Origin of the sequence: Streptomyces sp. NBC_00654 (assembly GCF_026341775.1) — a bacterium.
Classification (GTDB): Bacteria; Actinomycetota; Actinomycetes; order Streptomycetales; family Streptomycetaceae; genus Streptomyces.
On the sequence record NZ_JAPEOB010000001.1, the window covers coordinates 1,908,783 to 1,934,234 of the forward strand.

Sequence of the window (25,452 nt, forward strand, 5' to 3'; positions counted from 1 at the left end):
GCGGCTTCCTGCCGCGCCGACACAACGAGGTTGCCGTACCTATGCGCCACGCTGAAGGAGCCCGCGGTGAGTGCTGACCCGACGACGGTGCTCGCCTTCGAGACCGACTGCCACATTTTCGACGGGTGTGGCTTCCCGGCTCCTGGCCTGCACTCCTTTGTATTCGAGCCGATGTTCACCGTCGGCGGCATCGAGATCAACAAGCCGATGCTGCTGGCGGTCCTGAGCACCGTTGTCGTCGTCGGCTTCTTCTGGGCGGCCTTCAACAAGCCGAAGCTCGTGCCCGGGAAGCTGCAGATGGTGGCGGAGGCGGGTTACGACTTCATCCGCACCGGTGTGGTCTACGAGACGCTCGGCAAGCGCGAGGGCAAGAAGTACGTGCCCCTCATGGTCTCGATGTTCTTCTTCATCTGGATCATGAATCTCTGGGCGATCATTCCGCTCGCCCAGTTCCCGGTGCCCTCGGTCATCGGCTTCCCTGTGGCCCTGGCCGCGATCGTGTACGTCCTGTGGGTCAGCCTGACCTTCAAGCGCCACGGATTCGTCGGTGGCTGGAAGAACATCGCGGGCTACGACAAGACGCTCGGCCCGGCCCTTCCGTTCGTCATGGTCATCGAGCTCTTCTCCAACCTGCTGATCCGGCCGTTCACGCACGCCGTGCGACTCTTCGCGAACATGTTCGCCGGTCACGTGCTGCTGCTGATCTTCACCATCGCCAGCTGGTACCTGCTGAACGGCATCGGCATCGCCTACGCCGGTGTCTCGTTCGTGATGGTCCTGCTGATGACCGCCTTCGAGCTGTTCATCCAGGCGCTGCAGGCCTACGTCTTTGTCCTCCTGGCCTGCAACTACATTCAGGGCGCTCTCGCCGAGCACCACTGACCCGCCGGCCACACCCCGATAGTCGTCCGGTGGCCAACCCCCACCGGTCCTGAAAGAGAAGGAAGAAACGGCATGTCCGCTCTTGAGACCCTCGCCGCCGTCAACATCACGGGCAACCTCGGTTCCATCGGTTACGGCCTGGCCGCGATCGGCCCCGGCGTCGGCGTCGGCATCATCTTCGGAAACGGCACCCAGGCGCTGGCCCGCCAGCCCGAGGCCGCCGGTCTGATCCGTGCCAACCAGATCCTCGGCTTCGTGCTCTGTGAGGCGCTGGCCCTCATCGGTCTCGTCATGCCCTTCGTCTACCCGGTCGACTAATCGCGGCATTCCTTACCGCCCGATTCGACGAAAGGCACTGATGTGATCGCCCAACAGTTGGCGTCAGAGGAGATTCAGAATCCTCTGCTCCCGGCGGTCCCCGAGATCGTCATTGGTCTGATCGCCTTCGCCATCGTCTTCGGCTTCCTCGCCAAGAAGCTCCTCCCGAACATCAACAGGGTTCTGGAAGAGCGTCGCGAGGCCATCGAAGGCGGTATCGAGAAGGCCGATGCGGCCCAGACCGAGGCGCAGAGCGTTCTCGAGCAGTACAAGGCTCAGCTCGCCGAGGCGCGCCACGAGGCCGCCCGTATGCGCCAGGAGGCGCAGGAGCAGGGCGCCGTCATCATCCAGGAGATGAAGGCGGAAGGTCAGCGGCAGCGCGAAGAGATCATCGCCGCAGGCCACGCCCAGATCGAGGCCGACCGCAAGGCCGCGGCGTCCGCGCTGCGTCAGGACGTGGGCAAGCTCGCCACCGACCTGGCCGGCAAGCTCGTCGGCGAGTCCCTCGAGGACCACGCCCGGCAGAGCGGCACCGTGGACCGGTTCCTCGACGAGCTCGAGGCGAAGGCCGAGGCAGTCCGATGAACGGCGCGAGCCGCGAGGCACTGGCAGCCGCACGTGAGCGTCTCGACGCGCTGACCGACAACACGTCGGTCGACGCGGCGAAGCTCGCCGAGGACCTGGCAGCCGTCACCGCGCTGCTCGACCGCGAGGTTTCCCTGCGCCGGGTCCTCACCGACCCGGCCCAGAGCGGCGAGAGCAAGGCCGAGCTGGCCGGACGACTGCTGAGCGGTCAGGTGAGCGGCGAAGCCGTGGACCTGGTCTCCGGCATGGTCCGCTCCCGCTGGTCGCAGTCCCGCGAGCTGGTGGACTCGGTCGAGGAGCTGGCGAACATCGCAGACCTCACCGCGGCCCAGCGCGGCGGCGCACTCGACGACGTCGAGGACGAGCTGTTCCGGTTCGGCCGGATCGTCGGCTCCGACACGGAGCTGCGTTCCGCGCTCACCAGCCGTACGGCCACCACCGCTGCCAAGAGCCAGCTGCTGCGCAGCCTGCTCGGCGGCAAGGCACAGCCGGTGACCGAGCGGGTCATCGTCCGCCTCGTGACCCAGCCCCGGGGACGTAGCCTGGAAGCGGGACTCGAATCCCTGTCCAGGCTCGCCGCGGAGCGACGGGACCGCATGGTCGCCGTGGTCACCTCGGCGGTGCCGCTCAGTGACCGGCAGAAGCAGCGCCTCGGCGCCGCACTCGCCACGATCTACGGCCGGCAGATGCACCTGAACCTGGACGTGGACCCCGCGGTCCTCGGCGGGATCTCGGTGCGCGTGGGTGACGAGGTCATCAACGGCACCATCGCGGACCGCCTCGACGAGGCGACCCGTCGCATGGCCGGCTGACACAGCGCAGCGCAACAGACTGTGCGTTTCAACTGAACGAGCAAGACCAGCGGCCCGGTTGGGCCGTGCAGAAATTGCAGAAGATTCCTGGGGGTCGGCCCCCAGACCCCCTTAAGAAACTTCGGGCCCAACAAGGAGAGCAGGGAACCCAGATGGCGGAGCTCACGATCCGGCCGGAGGAGATCCGGGACGCGCTGGAGAACTTTGTCCAGTCGTACAAGCCGGACGCGGCCTCGCGCGAGGAGGTCGGTACGGTCAGCGTTGCCGGTGACGGCATCGCGAAGGTGGAGGGCCTGCCCTCCGCCATGGCGAACGAGCTGCTGAAGTTCGAGGACGGCACCCTCGGTCTCGCCCTCAACCTTGAGGAGCGCGAGATCGGTGCCATCGTCCTCGGCGAGTTCAGCGGTATCGAGGAGGGCCAGCCGGTGCAGCGCACCGGTGAGGTGCTCTCCGTCGGCGTCGGCGAGGGTTACCTCGGCCGCGTCGTCGACCCGCTCGGCAACCCGATCGACGGTCTCGGCGAGATCGCGACCGAAAGCCGCCGCGCCCTCGAGCTGCAGGCCCCTGGCGTCATGGTCCGTAAGTCGGTGCACGAGCCGATGCAGACCGGCTACAAGGCCGTCGACGCCATGGTGCCGATCGGCCGCGGCCAGCGTCAGCTGATCATTGGTGACCGTCAGACCGGCAAGACCGCTCTGGCCGTCGACACGATCATCAACCAGCGCGACAACTGGCGCTCGGGCGACGTGAACAAGCAGGTGCGCTGCATCTACGTCGCCATCGGTCAGAAGGGCTCCACCATCGCCTCCGTGCGCGGTGCCCTCGAAGAGGCCGGCGCGCTGGAGTACACGACCATCGTCGCCGCCCCGGCGTCCGACCCGGCCGGCTTCAAGTACCTGGCGCCGTACACCGGTTCGGCCATCGGCCAGCACTGGATGTACCAGGGCAAGCACGTCCTGATCATCTTCGACGACCTTTCGAAGCAGGCCGACGCCTACCGCGCCGTGTCGCTTCTGCTGCGCCGTCCGCCGGGCCGTGAGGCCTACCCGGGCGACGTCTTCTACCTGCACTCGCGTCTGCTGGAGCGCTGCGCCAAGCTCTCCGACGACCTGGGCGCCGGTTCGATGACCGGTCTGCCGATCGTCGAGACCAAGGCGAACGACGTGTCGGCGTTCATTCCGACCAACGTCATCTCCATCACCGACGGCCAGTGCTTCCTGGAGTCCGACCTGTTCAACGCGGGTCAGCGTCCGGCGCTCAACGTCGGTATCTCGGTCTCCCGAGTCGGTGGCTCCGCCCAGCACAAGGCCATGAAGCAGGTCTCCGGCCGGCTTCGCGTGGACCTCGCCCAGTACCGCGAGCTGGAGGCGTTCGCCGCCTTCGGTTCCGACCTGGACGCGGCCTCGAAGGCTTCGCTGGAGCGCGGTAAGCGCATGGTCGAGCTGCTGAAGCAGCCGCAGTACGCCCCGTTCCCGATGGAGGAGCAGGTCGTCTCCGTCTGGGCCGGCACCACGGGCAAGATGGACGACGTCCCGGTCGAGGACATCCGTCGCTTCGAGAGCGAGCTGCTGGAGTTCCTGCGCCGTGAGCGCAAGGACCTCCTGACCAGCATCGCCGAGGGCGGCAAGATGTCCGACGACACGCTGCAGTCGATCGCCGACGCGATCGCCGCCTTCAAGCAGCAGTTCGAGACCTCGGACGGCAAGCTTCTGGGCGAGGGCTGATCGATGGGCGCTCAGCTTCGCGTTTACAAGCGCCGCATCCAAGCCGTCACCGCGACCAAGAAGATCACCAAGGCGATGGAGATGATCGCCGCCTCGCGCATCGTCAAGGCGCAGCGCAAGGTGGCGGCGTCGATGCCGTACGCGACCGAGCTCACCCGTGCGGTGACCGCGGTCGCGACCGGCTCCACCACCAAGCACCCGCTCACCACCGAGGCCGAGGCCCCGGCCCGGGCCGCGGTCCTGCTCGTCACGAGCGACCGCGGTCTGGCCGGCGGCTACTCCTCCAACGCCATCAAGGCGGCGGAGCGGCTGAGGGAGCGGCTCGCGGCCGAGGGCAAGGAGGTCGACACCTACATCGTCGGCCGCAAGGGCGTCGCCTACTACGGCTTCCGTGAGCGCAAGGTCGCGGAATCCTGGACCGGCTTCACGGACAGCCCGGCGTACTCGGATGCCAAGAGCGTCGCCGCGCCGCTGATCGAGGCCATCCAGAAGGACACGGCCGAGGGTGGCGTCGACGAACTGCACATCGTCTTCACCGAGTTCGTCTCGATGATGACGCAGAACGCAGTCGACGACCGGATGCTGCCGCTTTCGCTCGACAAGGTTGCGGAAGAGAGCGGTACGAAGGGCGAGATCCTTCCGCTGTTCGACTTCGAGCCGTCGGCGGAGGACGTCCTCGACGCCCTCCTGCCGCGCTACGTCGAGAGCCGTATCTACAACGCACTGCTGCAGGCCGCCGCTTCCGAGCACGCCGCCCGCCGTCGCGCGATGAAGTCGGCGACCGACAACGCCGGGGATCTCATCAAGAGCCTCTCCCGGCTTGCCAACGCGGCCCGCCAGGCCGAAATCACCCAGGAAATCAGCGAGATCGTCGGCGGTGCCAGTGCTCTGGCCGACGCGACCGCGGGGAGTGACAAGTAAATGACGACGACTACCGACAGCGCTGTGACGGCCGCTGCGACGGGCCGCGTCGCCCGGGTCATCGGCCCGGTCGTCGACGTGGAGTTCCCCGTCGACGCGATGCCGGAGATCTACAACGCATTGCACGTCTCGGTCGACGACCCGGCCGAGGACGGCGCCCGCAAGGTGCTGACCCTGGAAGTCGCCCAGCACCTGGGTGACGGCGTGGTCCGTGCGATCTCGATGCAGCCCACCGACGGTCTGGTCCGCCAGGCCCCGGTGACCGACACGGGCGCGGGCATCACCGTCCCGGTCGGTGACATCACCAAGGGCAAGGTGTTCAACACCCTCGGCCGGATCCTGAACGAGCCGGAGGCCGAGGCGCAGATCACCGACCGCTGGCCGATCCACCGCAAGGCCCCGGCCTTCGACCAGCTCGAGTCGAAGACCGAGATGTTCGAGACCGGCCTGAAGGTCGTCGACCTGCTGACCCCGTACGTCAAGGGCGGCAAGATCGGTCTGTTCGGTGGTGCGGGCGTCGGCAAGACGGTCCTCATCCAGGAAATGATCATGCGTGTGGCGAAGCTGCACGACGGTGTGTCGGTGTTCGCCGGTGTCGGCGAGCGCACCCGTGAGGGCAACGACCTCATCGACGAGATGACCGACTCGGGCGTCCTGGACAAGACCGCGCTGGTCTTCGGCCAGATGGACGAGCCGCCGGGCACCCGTCTGCGGGTCGCGCTGTCCGCCCTGACCATGGCGGAGTACTTCCGCGATGTGCAGAAGCAGGACGTGCTGCTCTTCATCGACAACATCTTCCGCTTCACGCAGGCCGGCTCCGAGGTCTCCACGCTGCTCGGCCGTATGCCGTCCGCGGTGGGTTACCAGCCGACCCTGGCCGACGAGATGGGTGTGCTCCAGGAGCGCATCACCTCGACGCGTGGTCACTCGATCACCTCGATGCAGGCGATCTACGTCCCCGCGGACGACCTGACCGACCCGGCCCCGGCCACCACGTTCGCCCACCTCGACGCGACGACGGTTCTCTCCCGTCCGATCTCCGAGAAGGGCATCTACCCGGCCGTGGACCCGCTGGACTCCACGTCCCGCATCCTGGACCCGCGCTACATCGCGCAGGACCACTACGACACGGCGAGCCGTGTCAAGGGAATCCTGCAGAAGTACAAGGACCTCCAGGACATCATCGCGATCCTCGGTATCGACGAGCTGGGCGAGGAGGACAAGCTCGTTGTCCACCGTGCCCGTCGCGTCGAGCGCTTCCTGTCGCAGAACACCCACGCCGCCAAGCAGTTCACCGGCCTGGACGGTTCGGACGTTCCGCTCGACGAGTCGATCGCCGCGTTCAACTCGATCTGCGACGGTGAGTACGACCACTTCCCGGAGCAGGCGTTCTTCATGTGCGGTGGCATTGAGGACCTCAAGGCCAACGCCAAGGAGCTCGGCGTCTCCTGAGCCTCCGGCTCACCGAGGGGGGTGGGTGTGTCCCGCCCCCCTCACCACGCCCCGTAGAATTGACCCAACACCCGGCTCGACGGCCGGGTGGTGACCCGAGGAGCCACCCTTGGCTGCTGAGCTGCATGTCGAGCTGGTCGCCGCGGACCGCAGTGTCTGGTCCGGCGAGGCCACCCTGGTCGTCGCGCGTACCACGTCCGGCGACATCGGCGTCATGCCCGGTCACCAGCCGCTTCTCGGTGTGCTGGAATCGGGCCCGGTGACGATCCGCACGAGCGCGGGCGAAACCGTCGTCGCCGCTGTCCACGGCGGTTTCATCTCGTTCGCGGACAACAAGCTGTCGCTGCTGGCGGAGATCGCCGAGCTGGCCGACGAGATCGATGTCCAGCGCGCCGAGCGTGCGCTGGAGCGCGCGAAGTCGGACACGGACGCCGCCGCCGAGCGGCGCGCCGATGTACGACTGCGTGCGGTGGCGGTGCACTAGCACCCCCACCAGTAGTTTTTTCCTCAGCCGCGGCCCGAGCTGGAATTATCCAGACCGTGTCGCGGCTGAGGCGATGCAGGTGCAGTTCGAATTCCGTTACTCGACGATGCGAGGAGGTCGGTGGAGATGGTCCTCGCTTTGTGGGTGGGCGGTCTGGTCGTCGTGCTGGTCGTGGTGGGTCTGTTCGTCTTCGGCCTGCGCCGCCGGCTGATCCAGCGTTCCGGCGGAACCTTCGACTGCAGTCTGCGCTGGGACGTGTCCGAAGAACCTGATCCGTCCGGCAAGGGCTGGGTGTACGGCGTCGCCCGCTACAGCGGCGACCGGGTCGACTGGTTCCGGGTCTTCTCCTACGCTCCCCGCCCCCGTCGCGCCCTGGAGCGCTCGGCCATCGAGGTGATCTCCCGTCGGCTGCCCGACGGCGAGGAGGAGCTGGCGCTGCTGTCGGACTCCGTCGTGCTCGGCTGTCTCCACCGTGAGACGCGCCTGGAGCTTGCGATGAGCGAGGACGCCCTGACGGGTTTCCTCGCCTGGCTGGAGGCGGCACCGCCCGGCCAGCGGGTGAACGTGGCCTGAGGGCCCGTACGCGGACGGTGCGAGGGCGGTCGCCCGCGGTGTCAGGGGGTTCCCCCCTTCTCCATACCCGTACCCGTACGCGTGGTCGTACCCGTGGCGTGGTCGCGCCCGTACCCGCGCCCGTGGTCGTACCCGTACGGCATGAAGGCCACCGTGCTCATGGCCGTTCCGCGGGGACGTGGACAGCGAAAGACCGGGGAGACAGGGGGCGGACCTGTCTCCCCGGTGCTTTTCGGGGTGGCACCGGTGGTGCGAGTGGTGCCGGTGCGGTGCTGCTACGGCGTGGGGATTACTGCAGACCGCTCTTCATCGCGTTCACGAGCTCGCCGTTGGCGGTGTCACCGCTGAACTCCCAGAAGAACGCGCCTCCCAGGCCCTGGTTCTTCGCCCAGGTCATCTTCGAGCCGATGGTGGCCGGGGTGTCGTAGCTCCACCAGTTGGTGCCGCAGTGGGCGTACGCGGTGCCCGCGACGGTCCCGGTGGAGGGGCAGGAGTTCTTCAGGACCTTGTAGTCCTCGATGCCGGCCTCGTACGTGCCCGGGGCCGCGCCGGTCGCCGTGCCGCCCGGGGCGGCCTGGGTGACGCCGGTCCAGCCGCGGCCGTAGAAGCCGATGCCCAGGAGCAGCTTCTTGGCCGGGACGCCCTTGGCCTTCAGCTTGGCGATCGCGTCGGCGGAGTTGAAGCCCGCCTGCGGGATGCCGTCGTAGGAGGTGAGCGGGGAGTGCGGGGCCGTCGGGCCCTTGGCCGCCCAGGCGCCGAAGAAGTCGTACGTCATCACGTTGTACCAGTCCATGGACTGGGCGGCGCCCGCGTAGTCGGCGGCGTCGATCTTGCCGCCGTCCGAGCCGTCCGCGGTGATGGCGGCGGTGACCAGGTTGCTCGTGCCGAACTTGGTGCGCAGCGCCGAGGCGAGGTTCTTCAGCGCGGCCGGGCCGGAGGTGTCACAGGTGAGACCGCAGGCGTTGGGGTACTCCCAGTCGATGTCGATGCCGTCGAAGACATCGGCCCAGCGGGGGTCCTCGACCAGGTCGTAGCAGGACTGGGCGAACGCGGCGGGGTTCTTCGCCGCGTCACCGAAGCCGCCGGACCAGGTCCAGCCGCCGAAGGACCAGAGGACCTTGATGTGCGGGTACTTGGCCTTGAGCTTGCGCAGCTGGTTGAAGTTGCCGCGCAGCGGCTGGTCCCAGGTGTCGGCGACGCCGTCGACGGACTGGTCGGCGGTGTAGGCCTTGTCGTAGTCGGCGTAGGAGTCACCGATGGTGCACTTGCCGCCCTGGACGTTGCCGAAGGCGTAGTTGATGTGCGTGATCTTCTCGGCGGAGCCCGAGGTCACCAGGTTCTTGACGTGGTAGTTGCGCCCGTAGACGCCCCAGTTGGTGAAGTAACCGAGGTTGATCTTGTCGCCGCCGGGGCCGGGGCCCGTGCCGCCGCCGGTGGTGCGGACCTTGACGGAGCCGGAGGCCGGACCGGTCTGGTCGGCGGTGTCGCGGGCCTGCACGGTGTACGAGTAGTCGGTGCCGGCGGTGAGACCGGTGTTCGTGTACGTCGTACCGGTGACCGTGGCGACCTTGGCGCCGTCGCGCAGGACGTCGTAGTTCTTGATGCCCTTGTCGTCGGTGGCGGCACTCCAGCTGAGCTTCGCCGAGGTGTCGGTGATGTCGCTCGCGGTGGGGGTGCCGGGCGCGGACGGGGCGTTGTCGCCCGGGACGCTGCCGCCGTCACAGGAGGCGCCGTTCAGCTTGCAGCCGGTGGGGGAGCCGGAGCCGGTGCCGTTGAAGCCGAAGCTGAGGCTGGCGCCCGGGGCGATCGACCCGTTCCAGCTGAGGTTCTTGGCGGTCCAGTGGTTGCCGGAGCTGGTGACGGTGGCGTCCCAGGCGGAGCCGGCCGCGGTGCCCGCGGGGAAGTCCCACTCGATCGTCCAGGAGGAGAGGGCGGTGGTACCGGTGTTCTTCACCGTCCACTGGCCCTCGAAGCCGCTGCCCCAGTCGGACTTCTTGAGGTAGGTGGCGGTGGCGGAGGTGGCGGCCGACGCGGGAGAGGCGAGGCCGACCATCGCGGCGAGGGGGAGCAGCAGTGCGGTGAAGCCCGCCACCGCCTTGGCCCTGCCGGTCCTGGTGAGGCTCCATCTGAATCTGGTCCGGCGTTGGGGGGTCTCAGTGCTCAACGGTGCTCCTCGGGTGAGGTCCGACAAACGGGGGTGATCCGTGGACTGCAAACCCTGCGCCGCCCTGAGCACGCTTTGTCATGACGCGCTCACCGCAGTGTGCTCGGTGAGATTAGGAAGGTCTGGACCAATCGTCAAGAGGTCTGGACCAAAGATCGTCGCTAAACCTCAGATGCCCAACTCCTGTGCGAGCACCGCCGCCTGGACCCGGCTGCGCAGCTCCAGCTTCCCCAGCAGCCTGCTGACGTGCGTCTTCACCGTCGCCTCGGCCATCGAGAGCCTTACCGCGATCTCCGCGTTCGACATCCCCTGGCCCAGGCAGCCCAGCACCTCGCGCTCCCGCCTGGTCAGCGCGTCCAGCACCGCCGGATCGGCGGCGCGCACGGGGGCGGTCCCGGCGAACTCCGCGATCAGCCGCCGGGTCACGGCCGGGGCGATCAGCCCCTCGCCGCGCGCCACCGTGCGTACGGCTTCGAGCAGATCGTGGGCGTCGGTGTTCTTCAGCAGAAAGCCCGAGGCGCCCGCGCGCAACGCCCCGAAGACGTACTCGTCGTGATCGAACGTCGTCAGCACGAGCACATCGGCGAGCCGTTCGGCCACCACCTGTTTCGTCGCCGACACCCCGTCCAGCCGGGGCATCTGTACATCCATCAGGACCAGATCGGGCCGCAGTTCCCGGGCGAGCCGCACGGCCTCCTCCCCGTCCCGCGCCTCTCCCGCGACCTCGATGTCCGGCGCGCTGCCCAGGATCAGCACCAGCCCCGCGCGTACCGCGGACTGGTCCTCCGCGACCAGAACCCGGATCTTCATTCCTTCACCGCTCTTTCCTCGACGGGCAGTTCGGCCCGCACCCGCCAGATCTTCGTGCCGTCCGGGCCGGGCTCGGGCCCCGCCTCGATGTGCCCGTCCAGCAGCGCGACCCGCTCCCGCATCCCCACCAGCCCGGCCCCCGAACCCGGTGCGCGCGGCCCCGGCCGGTCCCCGAACACGCTGGTGACCTCCACGCTCAGCACCTGCCCGGACGTCGCGAGCCGCACCGTGACCGGCCCCGGGGCGGCGTGCTTGAGCGCGTTGGTCAGGGACTCCTGCACGATGCGGTACGCGGCCAGTTCGACCGGCGCGGGCAGTGCTCCGGACTCCTCGCGGGTGTCGTGAAGGGTGCAGGTCAGCCCGCTGGACGCGGCGGTCGTACGGGCCTGCTCGATGAGCGCGTCCAGCCCCTGGAGCGTCGGCGCCGCGCTCGGCTCCGCGTCCGCGCCGCCCCGGCGCAGCAGACCGATCAGCCGGCGCATCTCCGCGAGCCCGGCGACGCTGTTCTCCCGGATCACCCCGAGCGCGCCCCGCGAGGTCTCCGGATCGTCGATGGAGAGCGCCGCCGTGGAGTGGATGGCGATCGCGGACAGATGGTTGGCGACCAGATCGTGCAGCTCCCGGGCCATCCGGGAGCGTTCCGCGACGACGGCCTGCGTACGGTCCATCTCGGCCAGCAGCGCCGTCTGGTCGGCCCGCAGCCGCGCGGTCTCGGCCGCGTCACGGTGGTTGCGCACGCAGACCCCGGTGATCGCGGGCCCGAACGAGACCAGGCCGGTGACGATGCCGATCAGCAGCACCTCGGCCGTCCGGAACCAGGCCAGGAACCCGATCGTGACGCCGACGGTGATCAGGAACGAGGTCACCGGGATACGGCGTGCCGCGGCCGGGGGCCCGTACAGCACGGCCGCGTAGACGAGGTCGGTGAACATCAGCACGGTCACCAGGTTCCCCCGGGTGAACTGGTCCGCGACCAGCGTGAGTGTGCCGATGACCAGCGCGGTCTGCGGCGCGCTGCGCCGCATCAGCTCCAGGGACGCCATCACCATGAGCGGCAGCAGGCTGACCCAGGGGGCGTCGAAGGTGCGGCCGGCCTGCGTGTGCAGACCGAGCAGCCACAGGAACAGGCCGCCGAGCAGCCCGGAGGCCGCGATGACGGCATCGTCGCGGTGGGGGCGGGTGGGTGAGAACACCCCTCCATCCAACACGCAGCACCCCCGCACGACGTCGCTACGGCGGGTGAGGCGCGGCTACATCGAAGGATGCAGTCACGATTCGTCACTGCCGACGACGAATCGGCGCCCCGGGGAGGGGAGTCTGGAGGTGACCGGAAGGAGAAGTGCCGTGATCGTCACTCTGATCGTAATCTGCGAGGTGGCCTTCTGGGTGCTGCTCGCCGCGGGACTCGCGCTGCGGTACCTGGCGAAGAAGCCCCGGCTGGGCGCGGCGGTCCTGCTGTGCGAGCCGCTGCTGGAGGTACTGCTGCTGGTGGTGACCGCGATCGACCTGAAGAACGGCGCCGCACCCGACTGGAAGCACGGCCTGGCCGCCGTCTACATCGGCTTCACGGTGGGCCTGGGCCACTCCACCATCAAGTGGGTCGACGCCCGTGTGGCCCACCGCTTCGCCGGCGGTCCGCCGCCCGTGCGGCCGCCGAAGTACGGCATGGCGCGCGCCGCCCACGAGTGGAGGTTGGCCGCCCGCTGGACGGCCGCCGCCGTGACGGCGCTGGCCCTGCTCCAGGCGGCGATCTGGTACGTCGGAGGCGACGGCGACACCAGCTCGCTGGAGGTCTGGCAGCAGAAGATGCTGCTGGTCATCGGGATCAACCTGCTCGTCGCCGGTGGATACACGGTGTTCCCGAAGCAGGCGCCGAAGGACGCGGGGGACCGGGAACGGGTCGACCACTAGGGCGCCCGGACCCGGACCGGGTGCCGTGCGGGGTCAGCGTTCCCCGCCCGGCACCCACAGCACGTCCCCGACCTCCTTGTTCGCGGTCCTCGCGAGGATGAACAGGAGGTCGGACAGGCGGTTGAGGTAGGTCGCCGTCAGCGCGTTCATCACGTCTCCGTGCACCTCCAGCGCCGCCCAGGTGGACCGCTCGGCGCGCCGGACCACCGTGCAGGCCTGGTGCAGCAGCGCCGCCCCCGGCGTACCGCCGGGCAGGATGAAGCTGCGCAGCTTCTCCAACTCCTCCAGGAAGTTGTCGCAGTCCCCCTCCAGCTTGTCGATGTAGGACTGTTCGACGCGCAGCGGCGGGTACTTGGGCGCCTCGACCACGGGGGTCGAGAGGTCCGCGCCCACGTCGAAGAGGTCGTTCTGGACGCGTACGAGGACCTTCACGACATCCTCGGACAGCTGCCCGAGCGCGATGGCCGTGCCGATGACGGCGTTGGCCTCGTTGGCGTCGGCGTACGCCGAGATCCGCAGATCGGTCTTGGCGGTGCGGCTCATGTCGCCGAGGGCGGTGGTGCCCTGGTCGCCGGTACGGGTGTAGATACGCGTCAGATTGACCATGCGGGCCAGCGTAGTGCGCGGGAGTCAGGCACCGGCCCCGCGGAAGACGCGTGTGCCCACTGTCACGGCCAGGACGGCGAATCCGACGGAGACCAGGACCCCGTACAGCATGTGCGCCGTGGCGTACGAGCCCACGAAGGCGTCCCGGACCGCGTCCACCGGATAGCGGAACGGTGTGAAGTGCGAGAGCACGTCCAGCCAGGCCGGGCCGAGGGCGATCGGGAGCATCAGCCCGGAGAGCAGCATCGCCGGGAGGGTGAGCGCGTTGATCACGGGGCCGAACTCCTGCGGGGTACGGACCCTCATGGCCAGCGCGTACGACAGCGAGGCGAGCGCGACGGTCAGCAGGCCGACGAACGCGAAGCCGATCAGGACCCCCGCGAGCGGCGCCCGCAGCCCCATGAGCAGGGCGGCCAGCACCAGCAGGACGGCCTGGAACAGGAACAGCAGCGCGTCGCGCAGGACGCGCCCGAGCAGCAGGGCGAGCCGGCTCACCGGTGTCACCCGCATCCGGTCCACCACCCCGGTCGACTTCTCGATGATCACCGAGAACCCGGCGAACGAGGCGCCGAACAGCACGAGTTGGAGCAGCAGTCCCGGCACGAGGATCTGCCAGGAGTCCCCGGACGGGCCGAGCGGCAGGCCGCTGAGGAGGGGGCCGAAGAAGAGCAGGTAGAGCAGCGGCATCAGTACGCCGAACAGGATCTGGAACCGCGAGCGCAGGGTCTGGCGGGCGTATCGCCCGAAGATCAGCGCGATGTCGTGGAAGAGCACGGAGGAGTCCTGTGGGGGAGAGGTGCCCAACAGCGGGGCACGGGCGGTGGATCAATGGGCGAGTGGGTCACGGGCAGTGGGTCCGGGGCGCCCGGGGCTCGGCGGTGAGGGTCCGGTGGTGAGGGCTCGGCGGAGACGTCCCGGGCGGCGCGGTCGCGGCGGAGAGGTTCGGGCAGTGAGGTCTCGGGCGGTGCGGTCTCAGACGGAGAGGGGAGCGGCGTCGGCGGGTGCCGCGGCCCGCCCGGTGATCGCGAGGAACGCCTCCTGGAGCGAGGCGGTGGCGGAGCCCGCGTAGCCGGCCTTCAGAGCCCGGGGCGTGCCCTCGGCCACGACCGTTCCCCCGTCGATCACGACGAGCCGGTCCGCGAGGGTGTCCGCCTCGTCGAGGTAGTGGGTGGTCAGGACGACGGTGGTGCCGTGGTCGTCGCGCAGTTGCCGCACCAGGTCCCACAGGCCGGCGCGGCTGCCGGGGTCGAGGCCGGTGGTCGGTTCGTCGAGGAAGAGGACGGCGGGGCGGTGGGTGAGGCCCATCGCCAGGTCGAGCCGCCGTCGCTGACCGCCGGAGAGCGTGGCCGCCTTCCGGTCGAGCAGCGCGTCGAGGCCGAGTCCACCGGCCAGTTCGGCGGCGCGCGCCACCGCGTCCGCCCTGCTCAGCCGGTACAGCCGGCCCTGGGTGACGAGCTCCTCCCGCACGGTCAGCTGCGGGTCGACGCCGCCCGACTGGGCGACGTACCCGCACTTCTCGCGTACGCCCGCGGGGTCGTCGAGCAGGTCGTGCCCGGCGACGGTGGCGGCGCCGCCGGTGGGGGCGAGCAGGGTGGTGAGCATGCGCAGGGTGGTGGTCTTGCCCGCGCCGTTGGGTCCGAGGAGGCCGACGATCTCCCCCGGGCCGACGGTGAGATCGATGGAGCGTACGGCCTCCACCGGGCCGCTCGGGGTCGCGAAGGTCCGGGCGAGTCCGGCCGTGCTGATGATGGGCATGGCGACACAAAAACAGAGTCACTGAAAAATTGCAACAACACCAAAATTTCTGCGACCCCATGAACTTTCCGGGATTCCGCGCCCCCGACACGTCCGCCCTACGATGAGCACATGGCTGAGGGACTCAGGGAACGCAAGAAGCGCCAGGCCAGGCAGCACATCTCCGACCTGGCCACCGGGCTGTTCCTCAAGCACGGCTTCGTCACGGTCACCGTCGCCGATGTCGCCGAACTGGCGGACGTCTCCGTGAACACCGTCTACAACTACTTCCCGGCCAAGGAGGACCTCTTTCTCGACCGGATGAAGAGCGTCAGCCGGCGCGTCCCCCGCTTCATCCGCGCCCGCGACCGGGGCGAGTCCGCGGCCGAGGCGGTCCTGCGCGAACTGCGTGCCGCCGTCGTCGCCGTCTCCCCGGAGTACGGACTGATGGACGGCTTCGCCGACTTCATGCGGGTCATCGAGGAGGCGCCCACGCTCAAGGCCCGCCTCTGGTACCTCCAGCAGGAGGTCCTGCAGGGCGTCGTCGAGGTCCTGCGCGAGGAGACGGACGTGGCCCCGGAGGACCCGATGCCGCTGCTCGTCGGCGGTCAGATCGCCTGGGCCGAGGGCGCGCTCGTCGCCTACATCAGCCAGGAGATGAGCGCGGGCCACCAGGCGGTCGAGGTCTCCCGCGACGCCCTCGTCGTCCTCGACGAGATCGAGGGGCTGCTCGGCGAGAAGGTCCTCAACTACGCGCGGCGTGCCGCCGCGTGACGCGTCCCGGTGTGATGTCCGTCATTTGAGACGTGACGCGCATCTCTTCACCGCCCCAGCGTCCCCCACGGGTACTAATCTCCGCCGGAGAGCATGTGAACGACCGTTGAGACCAGCCCGTAGAGGCGAACAGAAACCAAGGGGTGCGAACGTGGCCAGGAAGCTTGCCGTCATCGGGGCCGGACTCATGGGATCCGGAATCGCACAGGTCTCCGCCCAGGCGGGCTGGGACGTCGTGCTGCGCGATGTGACCGACGCGGCGCTGACCCGCGGCCGCGACGGGATCAAGGCCTCGTACGACAGGTTCGTCTCCAAGGGCAAGCTGGACGCGGCCGACGCCGGGGCCGCGCTCGCCCGCATCACCACGACCACCGATCTCGATGCCGTGGCCGACGCCGACATCGTCGTCGAGGCCGTCTTCGAGAAGCTGGAGGTCAAGCACGAGATCTTCCGGACCCTCGACAAGGTCGTCCGCGAGGACACCGTCCTGGCCTCCAACACCTCCGCCATCCCGATCACCAAGATCGCGGCGGTGACCGAGCGCCCGGAGCGCGTCGTCGGGGTGCACTTCTTCTCGCCGGTGCCGATGATGCAGCTCTGCGAACTGGTGCGCGGCTACAAGACGAGCGACGAAACCCTGGCCACCGCACGGGAGTTCGCCGAGTCGGTCGGCAAGACCTGCATCGTCGTCAACCGTGATGTCGCGGGCTTCGTCACCACCCGGCTCATCTCGGCGCTGGTCGTCGAGGCCGCCAAGCTGTACGAGTCGGGCGTCGCGTCGGCCGAGGACATCGACACCGCCTGCAAGCTGGGCTTCGGGCACGCCATGGGGCCGCTGGCCACGGCCGACCTGACCGGCGTCGACATCCTGCTGCACGCCACCGGCAACATCTACACCGAGTCGCAGGACGAGAAGTTCGCCGCCCCGGAGCTGATGCGCCGGATGGTCGATGCAGGTGACATCGGACGCAAGAGCGGGCAGGGCTTCTACACCTACTGATCGTTTTCCGCCCCCGGCCGCCTGATCCGCCGTCAGTCGGGCCGGGGGAGCGGGGGGTCACCTCCCCGGCTGCGGTCGGATCTCCGCGGACCGGTATCACCCCACGGGGTGAATTCGGTATCGGTTCGCTTACAGACGGCAACTTCCCTGTCGTTGTTGCAGTCAGTTGTGGCAGAGACAGAACAGACAGACCTACCTTGCTACGGAGCAATCCCGGGGAGCGCATATGCACATCAGGGGCGACCACGCCGAGCTGGTCGTCGGGGGCCGCCTCGACGTCCGAAGCGCGGCGGACGCCCGTACGGTCCTGCACTCGGCCGTCGACGACGGAGTCGGTGATCTGGTGCTGGACCTGACCGAGCTGGATTCCTGGGACGCCACCGGACTCGGCGTCATCATGGGCGCGCACCGCCGGGCCGGCCGGGCCGGGCGGCGCCTGGTGCTGCGCGGCGTACCGCCGCAGATGCAGCGACTGCTGGTGGCCACCCGGCTGCACCGCATTCTGGCCATCGAGGGCGGAATCGCCGCAGACTCCCTGCCGCGTGTGTAGAGGTACCCCACGGCAGAAGACGCGCAATCATTGACGGAACGTGACGTCCGGGGCGGCGCGGCACCCCGCCGGTTCGCCGATACCGTGCGAAGGTCTAGGGTTCGGCCGTCCGCCGATTGACGGAACCCATGGGCGGACACCGGACCAGAAGCGACAGCGGGGCGTGCGGCCGGAGGGACAAACCGCGCGCGACGCGTCTGGGGGACTTGGCGATGGACCCGACACACCGGGGACCGGAAGAGTACGGGCATGACCGCGACCGGACCGGGGATGACGCGGGGCAGGGAGGACAGTCCCGCGATCCGCTGCCACCGGGACCGGCCCCGCACACCTCGCGCCACACCCCGCAGACGCCCGTGCAGGCCCGGGTGGTCCAGCTCGTCTCGGGCGACCTGCTGCTCACGGTCAACCCGGTCGACGGCAGCGAGGTCGAACCCTGCCCGCCGGGCGAACACCCCGCCGCGCCGGTCCGCCGCACCGCGCGACAGCGCGCCGACCGCGAACGCGCCATCGCCCCGCCCGTCCCACCGGGCCCGCCCGGCCCGCAGCTGCCGCTGCTGGAGCGGCAGGAGGAGCGCGAGCGGCTGGTGCGTCTGCTGTCGCGCGGCAGGTCCGTCCGCCTCACCGGCCCGGCCGGCTCGGGCCGCTCGGCCCTCCTGAGCGCCGTCGCCGCCGACTGCGCGGAGCTGGCCCCCGACGGCGTCGTACGCCTCTGCGGTCACAAGCGCACCACCACGGACCTGCTGTACGGGCTCTTCGACGCGGTGCATCTGGCCCCGCACCACCGCCCGGACCGCCAGGAACTTCTCGGATTCGTGCGCGGCATCGGTGCCGTCGTCGTCGTGGACGACCTGGAGTTCGGCGGCGCCGCGCTGGAGGAACTGCTCGACGCCACCCCGGAGTGCGCCTTCCTGTTCGGCGCCACCCTCGATGTCACGCCCCCCGCCGCCGATACGCACCTCGAAGAGGTCGCCCTCGCCGGGCTCGGCCGCGGTGCCTCCCTGGACCTGCTGGAGCGGGTCGTCGAACGTCCGCTCACCGACGAGGAGACCAACTGGGCGGGCGACCTCTGGTTCGAGTCCGAGGGCCTGCCGCTGCGCTTCGTCCAGGCGGGCGCGCTGCTGCGCGACCGCCACGTGTCGCCCGCCGGCCCCGCGGCCTCCTCCGCGTGGCCGCGCCCCGACGACGCGTCCGCTCCGGCCCCCCTGCCGAGCCTGGGCGAGGGCGCGGCGCCCGCCGTGCTGCTGGCCTCCCGGCTGAGCGGGGCGGCCCGGGACACCCTGCGCTTCGCCGTCGCGCTCGGCGGCGAGGTGCCGCACCAGGCACATCTGCCCGCGCTCGTGGGCGACACCCACGCCGACGCCGCCCTCGGTGAGCTCGCCGGGTGCGGGCTGCTCTCCCCGGCGGGACCCCGCTACCGGCTGGCCGCCGGGGTCCTCGCCCAACTGGAGGCGGGCGGCTACGGCGAGGACGCCCCGGCCCGCGCCCGCAGCGCCGCCCAGCACTACGCCTGGTGGGCGGGCCACCCCTCGGTCACCCCCGAGCGGGCCGTCACCGAGGCCGACGCCGTCATCGCCGCGATGGCCCGGCTGGTGCCGGGCGACGGGGCGGGACAGGCCAGCGCCGCCGTCCTGCTGGCCCGCAGCGCCTCTCCCGCCTTCGCGGCGGGGATGCACTGGGGAGCCTGGGAGCGAGTCCTCAGGATCGGCCAGGAGGCCGCCAGGATTGCCGGTGAGGTCGCCGAAGAGGCGTACTTCCACCACGAGTTGGGTGTCCTCGCGCTCTGCGCCGGAAATCTGGACCGGGCCAGGGCCGAGCTGGAGACATCGATCGGCATGCGCGGTGCGCTCGCCGACAAGTCCGGGGCGGTGGCCGGCCGCCGCGCACTCGCGCTGGTGGCGGACCGCTCCGGCGGCCTCACACCCGTGGGCAGGACCCTGACGGGCGACGAGGTGCCGGCCGTGCGGCAGGAGGAGCCGGACACACCGGCCGGCGGAATCCCCGTGCTGCCGCTGTTCCCGCAGCAGACGCAGGCGCCCGCGACGGTGGTCTCCCGGCAGGTCCCGGCGCCCGCGCCCGGTGCCGGAGGCGGACGGTCCCTGCGCCGGGGGATCCTGGGCGGGGCACGGCGCAACCTGGTCGCGGTGGGGGCCGGGACCCTGCTGGCCGCCGTGCTCGGCACCGTGGTGACGCTCGGCGCGACATCCGGCAAGGACGAGCCGGCGGGCCGCGACACCACCACCGAGCAGTCGTCGAACGAGGACGACGCCGGGGGCGGACTTCCCACGGACGAACCGGCGGACGGTACGGAACCGGCGGACGGTGTGCCCGCCGGCAGCGGATCCATGTCCCCGGGCCCGTCGGATCCGGCCACCCCGAGCAGCAGCGGTACCCCGTCGCCCGGGACGTCCGGACCGGGCGGGACCCCGTCCACGGACGGGCCCACCGACGGGCTGCCGACCGACCCGCCGACGACCGGCCCGTCCTCGACGGGGAAGCCGACGGGCAGGCCGACCACGCCCCCGACGACGCCGCCGACCACCCCGCCCACCACGCCCCCGACGACGCCGCCCACCGACCCGCCGACGGACCCGCCCACCGACCCGCCCACCGACCCGGACACCTCGATGTCGGCGGGCGGCCCGACGACGGCCGGCGCCGCGGACACGGAGCGGGACGGGGTGCCGGACGGGCAGCGGGACGTGCTGCCGGACGAGGAGCCGGGCGGGCAGCCGGGCGCACCCCTGTAGCCCCCGGCCGGATCCGGGAAAAGCCCTGGCCGGACGGACCCGCTGAACGGGTCCGTCCGGCCAGGGACGCCGGCCCGGGGGCCGGAAACGGATCAGGCTGCCGGGGTCAGAACAGCCGCAGTTTGTCGTCCTCGATGCCGCGCATCGCGTCGTAGTCGAGGACCACACAGCCGATGCCGCGGTCCGTCGCCAGGACACGGGCCTGGGGCTTGATCTCCTGGGCGGCGAAGACGCCCCGCACCGGTGCGAGATGGGGGTCGCGGTTCAGCAGCTCCAGGTAGCGGGTCAGCTGCTCGACACCGTCGATGTCGCCGCGGCGCTTGAGTTCCACGGCCACCGTCCCGCCGTCCGCGTCCCGGCACAGGATGTCGACGGGGCCGATCGCGGTGGGGTACTCACGGCGGATCAGGGTGTGTCCCTCGCCCAGGATCTCGATCCGGTCGGCGAGCAGTTCCTGGAGGTGCGCCTCCACCCCGTCCTTGATGAGACCCGGGTCCACGCCCAGCTCGTGGGACGAGTCATGGAGGATTTCCTCCATGGTGATGATGAGTTTCTCGCCCGCTTTGTTCACCACGGTCCAGACGCCTTCGCTGTCGTCGGCGCCCTCCTTCAGGGTGCAGGGCGGAGACATCCAGTTGAGGGGTTTGTACGCCCGGTCGTCGGCGTGGATCGACACGCTGCCGTCCGCCTTCACCAGGATCAGACGAGGGGCGGAGGGCAGGTGGGCTGTGAGCCGGCCCGCATAGTCGACGGAGCAACGGGCGATGACGAGACGCATGGTCGGAACGCTACTCGACGACCGGGGCTCCACGCGATTCACCGCCTTCGCACCCGTCGCCACTCTTGACATCCGCGAGCGGGCTTGCCCCTCTATGTGCCCCTTAGTTATTGGCCGGTTGTGTTCCCAATCTCCTGGTGCGGCCCGGACTGCGCGCTTACCGTGTAATCAGGAGGTCGCCGTCCGTGCACACTGCGTCGCCGTCCTCCTTCCATGCCCGTAAGGCCCCGGCCGTCCGTCGGGGTCGCGAGAGGAGAACCCATGTCGCTCGACGTCTCACCGGCGCTGTTGGAACAGGCCGAGCGAGGCGAAGTCGACGAAGCCGACTTCGTCGACTGCGTCCGGACCTCCCTGCCCTACGCATGGGAGATGATCAGCTCTCTGGTGGCCCAGCTGAAGGTCGACGGCGGACAGTTCGCCGACAATCAGACGCCGCCGCCGAACGAGCAGGCACGTGGTCAGCTGCTGCGTGCGCTCGCGAGTGATGCGATACGCGGCGCGCTTCAGCGGCACTTCGGGGTGCGTCTGGCATTCCAGAACTGCCACCGGGTCGCGGTGTTCCCGCTGGATGCCTCGGTTGACGACCGGCTGGCCAAATTCACCTCGGTGAGGGGCCAGTTGCTCAACCAGTCGCCCGAACTACGGGACTGCTGAACGCTTCCGCTGCCGTCCCGGGCCGCGGGAGGTGCAACTGGCTCCGGGGCGGCAGCTCCCGTACCACCAGCACCACCAGGATTACCGGCACCACCAGCACCACCAGCACCAGCGCCATCAGAACCGTCATATGCCCCTCACATCAGCAGCGGCAGCACCTCGGTGCCCAGTCGCCGTACGTTCTCCTCGGTCGCCGTGAGGTCGCCCGACCCCTCGACGAGAAGCGCGAAGCGCGTGATGCCGGTCCGTTCGGCCGTCTCCGCGAGCCGGTCGGCCGCCGCCCCGGGCGCACCCACCGGGTGCAGCCCGCAGAGCAGCTCCGTGTACGCGACGGGGTCCCGCATCACACGGTGCCTGTCGTCGACCGTCACATGGGCGCCGAGCCCCTGGCGCAGCCAGCCGGGCATGGCCTTCACCAGCGTCTCCGCGGCATCGACGGGACCGTCCGCGATCTGGGCCACCCCGGCGGACACATGGCCCGCCCCCGCCACGACGTCCGGCGGATGACCGGCCTCCCGGGCGGCCGTGCGCCACAGGGCGACCATCTCCGCCTTCTCCTCGTTGCCGCAGTGCATGCCGAGCAGCATCGGAAGCGCCTTCCGCGCGGCCAGCCGTACGCTCTTCGGTGAGGTGCACGCGACGACCACCTCGGGCCCCGGCGAGCTCCCGGGGCTCTGGGCCGGCAGCTCGTCGGCCCGGGGCACCACCGCCACCTCGCGGAAGCCGAACCGCTCCCCGCGCCCCGCCACACGCGGCTCCCGCAGCCAGTCGAGCAGCAGCTCCAGCGATTCGGGGAAGCCCCGCTCGTACGCCTCCAGGCCGCCTCCGAACACCTCCAGGTCCACCCACGGGCCGCCCCGGCCCACTCCGAGCGTGAACCGCCCGCCGCTGGTGAGGTGCAGCAGCGCGGCCTGTTCGCCGAGCGCCACCGGATGGTGGTTGGGCAGCACGCTCACCGCCGTACCCACGCGGATCCTGCGGGTGCGGCCGAGCAGCAGCGCGGCCAGTGTGACGGCGGACGGGCATACCCCGTACGGCACGAAATGATGTTCCGCCAGCCAGACGGAATCGAGTCCGGACTCCTCCGCGACCTCGGTGGACCGGACAGCCCGGTGCAGGGCTTCCCCCTGCCCCTGCCCCGGAAACTGGGCTGCCAGTACGAACGTTCCCACGCGCATCGCTCTTGCCTCCTTGCGGCCCGACGCGGTTCTCCCCTGTCGGCAACAACGTCCGACACGTGCCAAAGGCACGGTCCACGCAGAAGTTGTTGCGATTTTCCGCTAACTCACCCCGTTGCCCGACGTCGCCGCGCGCCCGCCAGGGATTGCGGAACAGCCTTTAGGCTGGACGGACCCTGTCCGTTCAGCCCGTGAGGTGTCACGTGTCCCCGCGCCGCAACCGCCCCCGAGGCGGCGAGAGTCCCACCGACAGCGCGAGCACGCCGGGGGAGCGGTACGGCGGCGGCGGGGGCGGCGAGAGCTGGCAGGGCGAGGAGTGGTCGGTGCGCCCGGTGAGCGGTGCGAGCGCGCAGGGCAAGCGGTACCGCTGCCCCGGCTGCGACCAGGAGATCCCGCCCGGGGTCCCGCACCTCGTCGCCTGGCCCGAGTTCGGCGGGATCGAGGACCGCAGACACTGGCACAAGGCCTGCTGGAACGCGAAGGACCGCCGCACCACACGGGTGCAGCGGTCCAGGAACGCTCCTCGCTACTGAACGGGAACGCTTCCCGCCACCGGACACGGGCGGGCGCCGGCGCCGCCGGGCCCGGTCCGGGCCGTCAGACGTCGCGCCGGTCGAGCGAGACGAAGGCACCGGCCAGGGCCACGGCCGCGGCGCCCAGGATGATCCACAGCGGTTCCCAGCCGGAGGGTCCCGAGTTGCTGATCGCGGAGCCGTAGAGCGCCCCGAGCTGGTTGGGGATCGAGTACTCGAACAGGGCCCGCTGGAGGTCGGCCAGGCTCTCCGAGAACATGAACATCGCCAGCACGAGCGGCAGCAGCACCAACGCGATCATGATCGTGATGGCTCCCGCGGAGTGCCGGATGATCGCGCCGAGTCCCAGCGAGAGCAGTCCGAGCGTCGCGATGTAGAGCCCCACGCCCACGGTGGCGCGCAGCCAGTCGGTACCCGAGGCGGGCGCGCCGTCCAGGATCACCGTCTGGAGCCCCGCGACGAGCGTGGCCATGACCACGGTGATGACGAACGTCAGCAGGAAGAAGACGGTCGCCTTCGCGGTCAGCACCCGTCCCCGGCTCGGGCAGGCGGTCAGCGTCGTGCGGATCATGCCGGTGCCGTACTCGGAGGAGATGGTCAGCACGCCGAGGGTGATCACGCAGATGGAGCCGAGGAGCACCCCGAAGAAGCCGAGGCTGAGCACCGGCTCGTCGCCCAGGTTCGCGTCGGTCGCGGCGACGGCGAACGCGGACAGCAGCCCGATCGCGAGCATGAGCACGATCATCACGCCGAGCGTCCACATGGTGGAGCGCACAGAACGGATCTTCGTCCACTCGGAGGCGAGGGCGTCGCCGAAGGTGGGGGCCCGGACCGGGATGGGCGAGGCGTAACCGCCGCCCGGGGCGGGCCAGGCCGCCTGCGGCTGCTGCTGGGGGGCCTGCGGGGTGGCCGGCGTCGTCATCGGGGGTCCTCGCTGGTCTTGCGCCCGGTCGGGGCTTCGGTGGATACGGGCGCGGGGGCCGCGGGCCCGGCGGCTGCGGGCGGCACCGCGGGCGCCGGCGCCGCGGGGGCCGCCGGACCTGCCGGGGCGCCGGACGCGTACGGGTTCCGGCCGGGCGGCGGCGGGGCGTACCAGCCCTGCTGCGGCGCCTCGGGCACCTGCGGGTGCCCCGGGCCGGGGTGGGTCCCGTAACCGGCCCCGTAGCCCGGCTGGGCCCCGTAGGCGGCGTCCTGAGGCCCCTGGCCCGGCAGCGGAACCTGAAGACCCGCCTTGGCGTCCACCGTCGAGCGGTAGTCCACGGCGCCCTGCGTCATCCGCATGTACGCCTCCTCCAGCGAGGCCTGGTGCGGCGAGAGCTCCCACAGCCGGACGTCCGAGGCATGCGCCAGATCGCTGATCCGGGGCAGCTGGAGACCCGTGACCCGAAGGGCCCCGTCCGGCTCCGACATCACCCGGCCGCCCGCCTCGGTGAGCGTGGCGGTCAGCTTCTCGCGCTGCTCGGGCACGTTCTCCGGGACCCGTACCCGCGCGAAGTCGGCGGAGTTCGCGGAGATGAAGTCGGTGACGCTCATGTCGGCGAGCAGCTGGCCGCGCCCGATCACGATCAGATGGTCGGCGGTGAGGGCCATCTCACTCATCAGATGGCTGGAGACGAAGACCGTGCGCCCCTCGGCGGCCAGCATCTTCATCAGGTTGCGGACCCAGAGGATGCCCTCGGGGTCGAGGCCGTTGACCGGCTCGTCGAAGAGCAGCACCTGCGGGTCGCCCAGGAGCGCCGCCGCGATGCCCAGCCGCTGACCCATACCGAGCGAGAAACCGCTGGAACGCCGCTTGGCCACGTCCTGGAGCCCCACGACACCGAGCACCTCGTCGACCCGGGCGGCCGGGATGCCGGCCAGCTGCGCCAGCGAGAGCAGGTGATTGCGCGCGCTGCGCCCGCCGTGCACGGCCTTGGCGTCCAGGAGCGCGCCCACCTGGCGCGGCGCGTTCGGCAGATCGCGGAAGGCGTGACCGCCGATCGTCACACGGCCCGATGTCGGCCGGTCGAGGCCGAGCATCATCCGCATGGTGGTGGACTTGCCCGACCCGTTGGGACCGAGGAACCCGGTGACGGCCCCCGGCCGCACCTGGAACGAAAGGTTGTACACGGCCGTCTTCGCACCGTAGCGCTTGGTCAGGCCGACTGCCTCGATCATTCTCCAGCCCCATCGACTTATCTGTCGTCGGGGCACGGGCTGCCTGGCCGCACGCCCCCGTAAGACTTAGGAGGATAACCAGGGCTTGACGGTTCCAGCCAA

General features: G+C 70.2%; 26 protein-coding genes. 16 read left to right on the top strand and 10 right to left on the bottom strand.

What is annotated here, in order from left to right; genetic code table 11:
* The first annotated feature begins 66 nt into the window (after positions 1–66).
* From atpB to OHA98_RS08415, 9 genes are all read left to right on the top strand, one after another.
* Positions 67–882: a F0F1 ATP synthase subunit A gene (gene atpB, locus OHA98_RS08375; protein ID WP_266923874.1), complete on the top strand. Its 816-nt coding sequence runs from the start codon at positions 67–69 to the stop codon at positions 880–882.
* Between the two features lie 72 nt (positions 883–954).
* The gene (locus tag OHA98_RS08380; RefSeq protein ID WP_266923876.1) at positions 955–1,200 is read left to right on the top strand and encodes a F0F1 ATP synthase subunit C; all 246 of its coding nucleotides are present in this window, start codon (positions 955–957) and stop codon (positions 1,198–1,200) included.
* A 42-nt stretch (positions 1,201–1,242) separates the two neighbouring features.
* Positions 1,243–1,785, top strand: a complete 543-nt coding sequence (locus OHA98_RS08385) for a F0F1 ATP synthase subunit B (RefSeq protein ID WP_266923878.1) — start codon at positions 1,243–1,245, stop codon at positions 1,783–1,785.
* On the top strand, positions 1,782–2,597 hold the full coding sequence (locus tag OHA98_RS08390) for a F0F1 ATP synthase subunit delta (RefSeq protein WP_266923880.1): 816 nt from the start codon (positions 1,782–1,784) through the stop codon (positions 2,595–2,597). The genes OHA98_RS08385 and OHA98_RS08390 overlap by 4 nt, the downstream gene beginning before the upstream one ends.
* A gap of 152 nt (positions 2,598–2,749) precedes the next feature.
* A complete protein-coding gene (atpA, locus tag OHA98_RS08395; RefSeq protein ID WP_266923882.1) occupies positions 2,750–4,321 on the top strand; it encodes a F0F1 ATP synthase subunit alpha in 1,572 nt (523 codons plus the stop codon).
* Positions 4,322–4,324: 3 nt separating this feature from the next.
* Positions 4,325–5,242 (top strand): F0F1 ATP synthase subunit gamma, encoded by a 918-nt coding sequence (locus tag OHA98_RS08400; protein ID WP_266923883.1) that lies wholly within the window; start codon positions 4,325–4,327, stop codon positions 5,240–5,242.
* Positions 5,243–6,694 carry a F0F1 ATP synthase subunit beta gene (atpD, locus tag OHA98_RS08405; protein WP_266923885.1) on the top strand — a complete coding sequence of 484 codons (1,452 nt, stop codon included), beginning with the start codon at positions 5,243–5,245 and terminating at the stop codon, positions 6,692–6,694.
* A 109-nt stretch (positions 6,695–6,803) separates the two neighbouring features.
* Positions 6,804–7,178 carry a F0F1 ATP synthase subunit epsilon gene (locus OHA98_RS08410; RefSeq protein WP_266923887.1) on the top strand — a complete coding sequence of 125 codons (375 nt, stop codon included), beginning with the start codon at positions 6,804–6,806 and terminating at the stop codon, positions 7,176–7,178.
* 126 nt (positions 7,179–7,304) lie between these two features.
* Positions 7,305–7,751 carry a DUF2550 domain-containing protein gene (locus tag OHA98_RS08415; RefSeq protein WP_266923889.1) on the top strand — a complete coding sequence of 149 codons (447 nt, stop codon included), beginning with the start codon at positions 7,305–7,307 and terminating at the stop codon, positions 7,749–7,751.
* 289 nt (positions 7,752–8,040) lie between these two features.
* Here OHA98_RS08415 and OHA98_RS08420 read toward each other — a convergent pair whose 3' ends face one another.
* The 3 genes from OHA98_RS08420 to OHA98_RS08430 form a co-directional block, all read right to left on the bottom strand.
* On the bottom strand, positions 8,041–9,915 hold the full coding sequence (locus tag OHA98_RS08420; protein ID WP_266923891.1) for a glycoside hydrolase family 18 chitinase: 1,875 nt from the start codon (positions 9,913–9,915) through the stop codon (positions 8,041–8,043).
* Between the two features lie 168 nt (positions 9,916–10,083).
* On the bottom strand, positions 10,084–10,725 hold the full coding sequence (locus tag OHA98_RS08425) for a response regulator transcription factor (RefSeq protein ID WP_266923892.1): 642 nt from the start codon (positions 10,723–10,725) through the stop codon (positions 10,084–10,086).
* Complete coding sequence (locus tag OHA98_RS08430) at positions 10,722–11,918, bottom strand: sensor histidine kinase (RefSeq protein WP_266923894.1); 1,197 nt, start codon at positions 11,916–11,918, stop codon at positions 10,722–10,724. The genes OHA98_RS08425 and OHA98_RS08430 overlap by 4 nt, the downstream gene beginning before the upstream one ends.
* A 151-nt stretch (positions 11,919–12,069) precedes the next feature.
* Between OHA98_RS08430 and OHA98_RS08435 the strand changes: the two genes are divergently transcribed.
* Positions 12,070–12,636 (top strand): hypothetical protein, encoded by a 567-nt coding sequence (locus tag OHA98_RS08435; RefSeq protein WP_266923896.1) that lies wholly within the window; start codon positions 12,070–12,072, stop codon positions 12,634–12,636.
* Positions 12,637–12,669: 33 nt separating this feature from the next.
* On the opposite strand, the gene OHA98_RS08440 is transcribed toward OHA98_RS08435, so the two are convergent.
* The 3 genes from OHA98_RS08440 to OHA98_RS08450 form a co-directional block, all read right to left on the bottom strand.
* On the bottom strand, positions 12,670–13,242 hold the full coding sequence (locus OHA98_RS08440) for a cob(I)yrinic acid a,c-diamide adenosyltransferase (RefSeq protein ID WP_266923898.1): 573 nt from the start codon (positions 13,240–13,242) through the stop codon (positions 12,670–12,672).
* Positions 13,243–13,266: 24 nt separating this feature from the next.
* Positions 13,267–14,016: an ABC transporter permease gene (locus OHA98_RS08445; protein ID WP_266923900.1), complete on the bottom strand. Its 750-nt coding sequence runs from the start codon at positions 14,014–14,016 to the stop codon at positions 13,267–13,269.
* Positions 14,017–14,214: 198 nt separating this feature from the next.
* Positions 14,215–14,997: an ABC transporter ATP-binding protein gene (locus OHA98_RS08450; protein WP_266923902.1), complete on the bottom strand. Its 783-nt coding sequence runs from the start codon at positions 14,995–14,997 to the stop codon at positions 14,215–14,217.
* Positions 14,998–15,108: 111 nt separating this feature from the next.
* On the opposite strand from OHA98_RS08450, the gene OHA98_RS08455 reads away from it, so the two are divergent.
* The 4 genes from OHA98_RS08455 to OHA98_RS08470 all read left to right on the top strand — a co-directional run bounded on the left by OHA98_RS08455 (position 15,109) and on the right by OHA98_RS08470 (position 20,050).
* Positions 15,109–15,750, top strand: coding sequence for a TetR/AcrR family transcriptional regulator (locus OHA98_RS08455; RefSeq protein ID WP_266923904.1), 642 nt, complete (start codon positions 15,109–15,111; stop codon positions 15,748–15,750).
* Positions 15,751–15,901: 151 nt separating this feature from the next.
* Positions 15,902–16,750: a 3-hydroxyacyl-CoA dehydrogenase family protein gene (locus OHA98_RS08460; protein ID WP_266923906.1), complete on the top strand. Its 849-nt coding sequence runs from the start codon at positions 15,902–15,904 to the stop codon at positions 16,748–16,750.
* Positions 16,751–16,976: 226 nt separating this feature from the next.
* A complete protein-coding gene (locus OHA98_RS08465) occupies positions 16,977–17,300 on the top strand; it encodes an STAS domain-containing protein (RefSeq protein ID WP_030117666.1) in 324 nt (107 codons plus the stop codon).
* Positions 17,301–17,512: 212 nt separating this feature from the next.
* Entirely contained in the window at positions 17,513–20,050 is a 2,538-nt protein-coding gene (locus OHA98_RS08470) for an ATP-binding protein (RefSeq protein WP_266923907.1), read from the top strand.
* Positions 20,051–20,156: 106 nt separating this feature from the next.
* Here the strand turns inward: OHA98_RS08470 and nucS are convergent, their stop codons facing one another.
* The gene (gene nucS / locus OHA98_RS08475; RefSeq protein WP_266923909.1) at positions 20,157–20,828 is read right to left on the bottom strand and encodes an endonuclease NucS; all 672 of its coding nucleotides are present in this window, start codon (positions 20,826–20,828) and stop codon (positions 20,157–20,159) included.
* Between the two features lie 261 nt (positions 20,829–21,089).
* On the opposite strand from nucS, the gene OHA98_RS08480 reads away from it, so the two are divergent.
* On the top strand, positions 21,090–21,482 hold the full coding sequence (locus OHA98_RS08480; protein WP_148020754.1) for an SCO5389 family protein: 393 nt from the start codon (positions 21,090–21,092) through the stop codon (positions 21,480–21,482).
* 137 nt (positions 21,483–21,619) lie between these two features.
* On the opposite strand, the gene OHA98_RS08485 is transcribed toward OHA98_RS08480, so the two are convergent.
* Positions 21,620–22,660 carry an LLM class flavin-dependent oxidoreductase gene (locus OHA98_RS08485; protein ID WP_266923912.1) on the bottom strand — a complete coding sequence of 347 codons (1,041 nt, stop codon included), beginning with the start codon at positions 22,658–22,660 and terminating at the stop codon, positions 21,620–21,622.
* A gap of 203 nt (positions 22,661–22,863) precedes the next feature.
* On the opposite strand from OHA98_RS08485, the gene OHA98_RS08490 reads away from it, so the two are divergent.
* Positions 22,864–23,193 (top strand): ATP/GTP-binding protein, encoded by a 330-nt coding sequence (locus OHA98_RS08490; RefSeq protein ID WP_266923914.1) that lies wholly within the window; start codon positions 22,864–22,866, stop codon positions 23,191–23,193.
* Positions 23,194–23,257: 64 nt separating this feature from the next.
* On the opposite strand, the gene OHA98_RS08495 is transcribed toward OHA98_RS08490, so the two are convergent.
* Both OHA98_RS08495 and OHA98_RS08500 read right to left on the bottom strand, forming a co-directional pair.
* Complete coding sequence (locus tag OHA98_RS08495) at positions 23,258–24,115, bottom strand: ABC transporter permease subunit (RefSeq protein WP_266923916.1); 858 nt, start codon at positions 24,113–24,115, stop codon at positions 23,258–23,260.
* Positions 24,112–25,350: an ABC transporter ATP-binding protein gene (locus OHA98_RS08500; RefSeq protein ID WP_266923918.1), complete on the bottom strand. Its 1,239-nt coding sequence runs from the start codon at positions 25,348–25,350 to the stop codon at positions 24,112–24,114. The genes OHA98_RS08495 and OHA98_RS08500 overlap by 4 nt, the downstream gene beginning before the upstream one ends.
* Positions 25,351–25,452 lie beyond the last annotated feature (102 nt).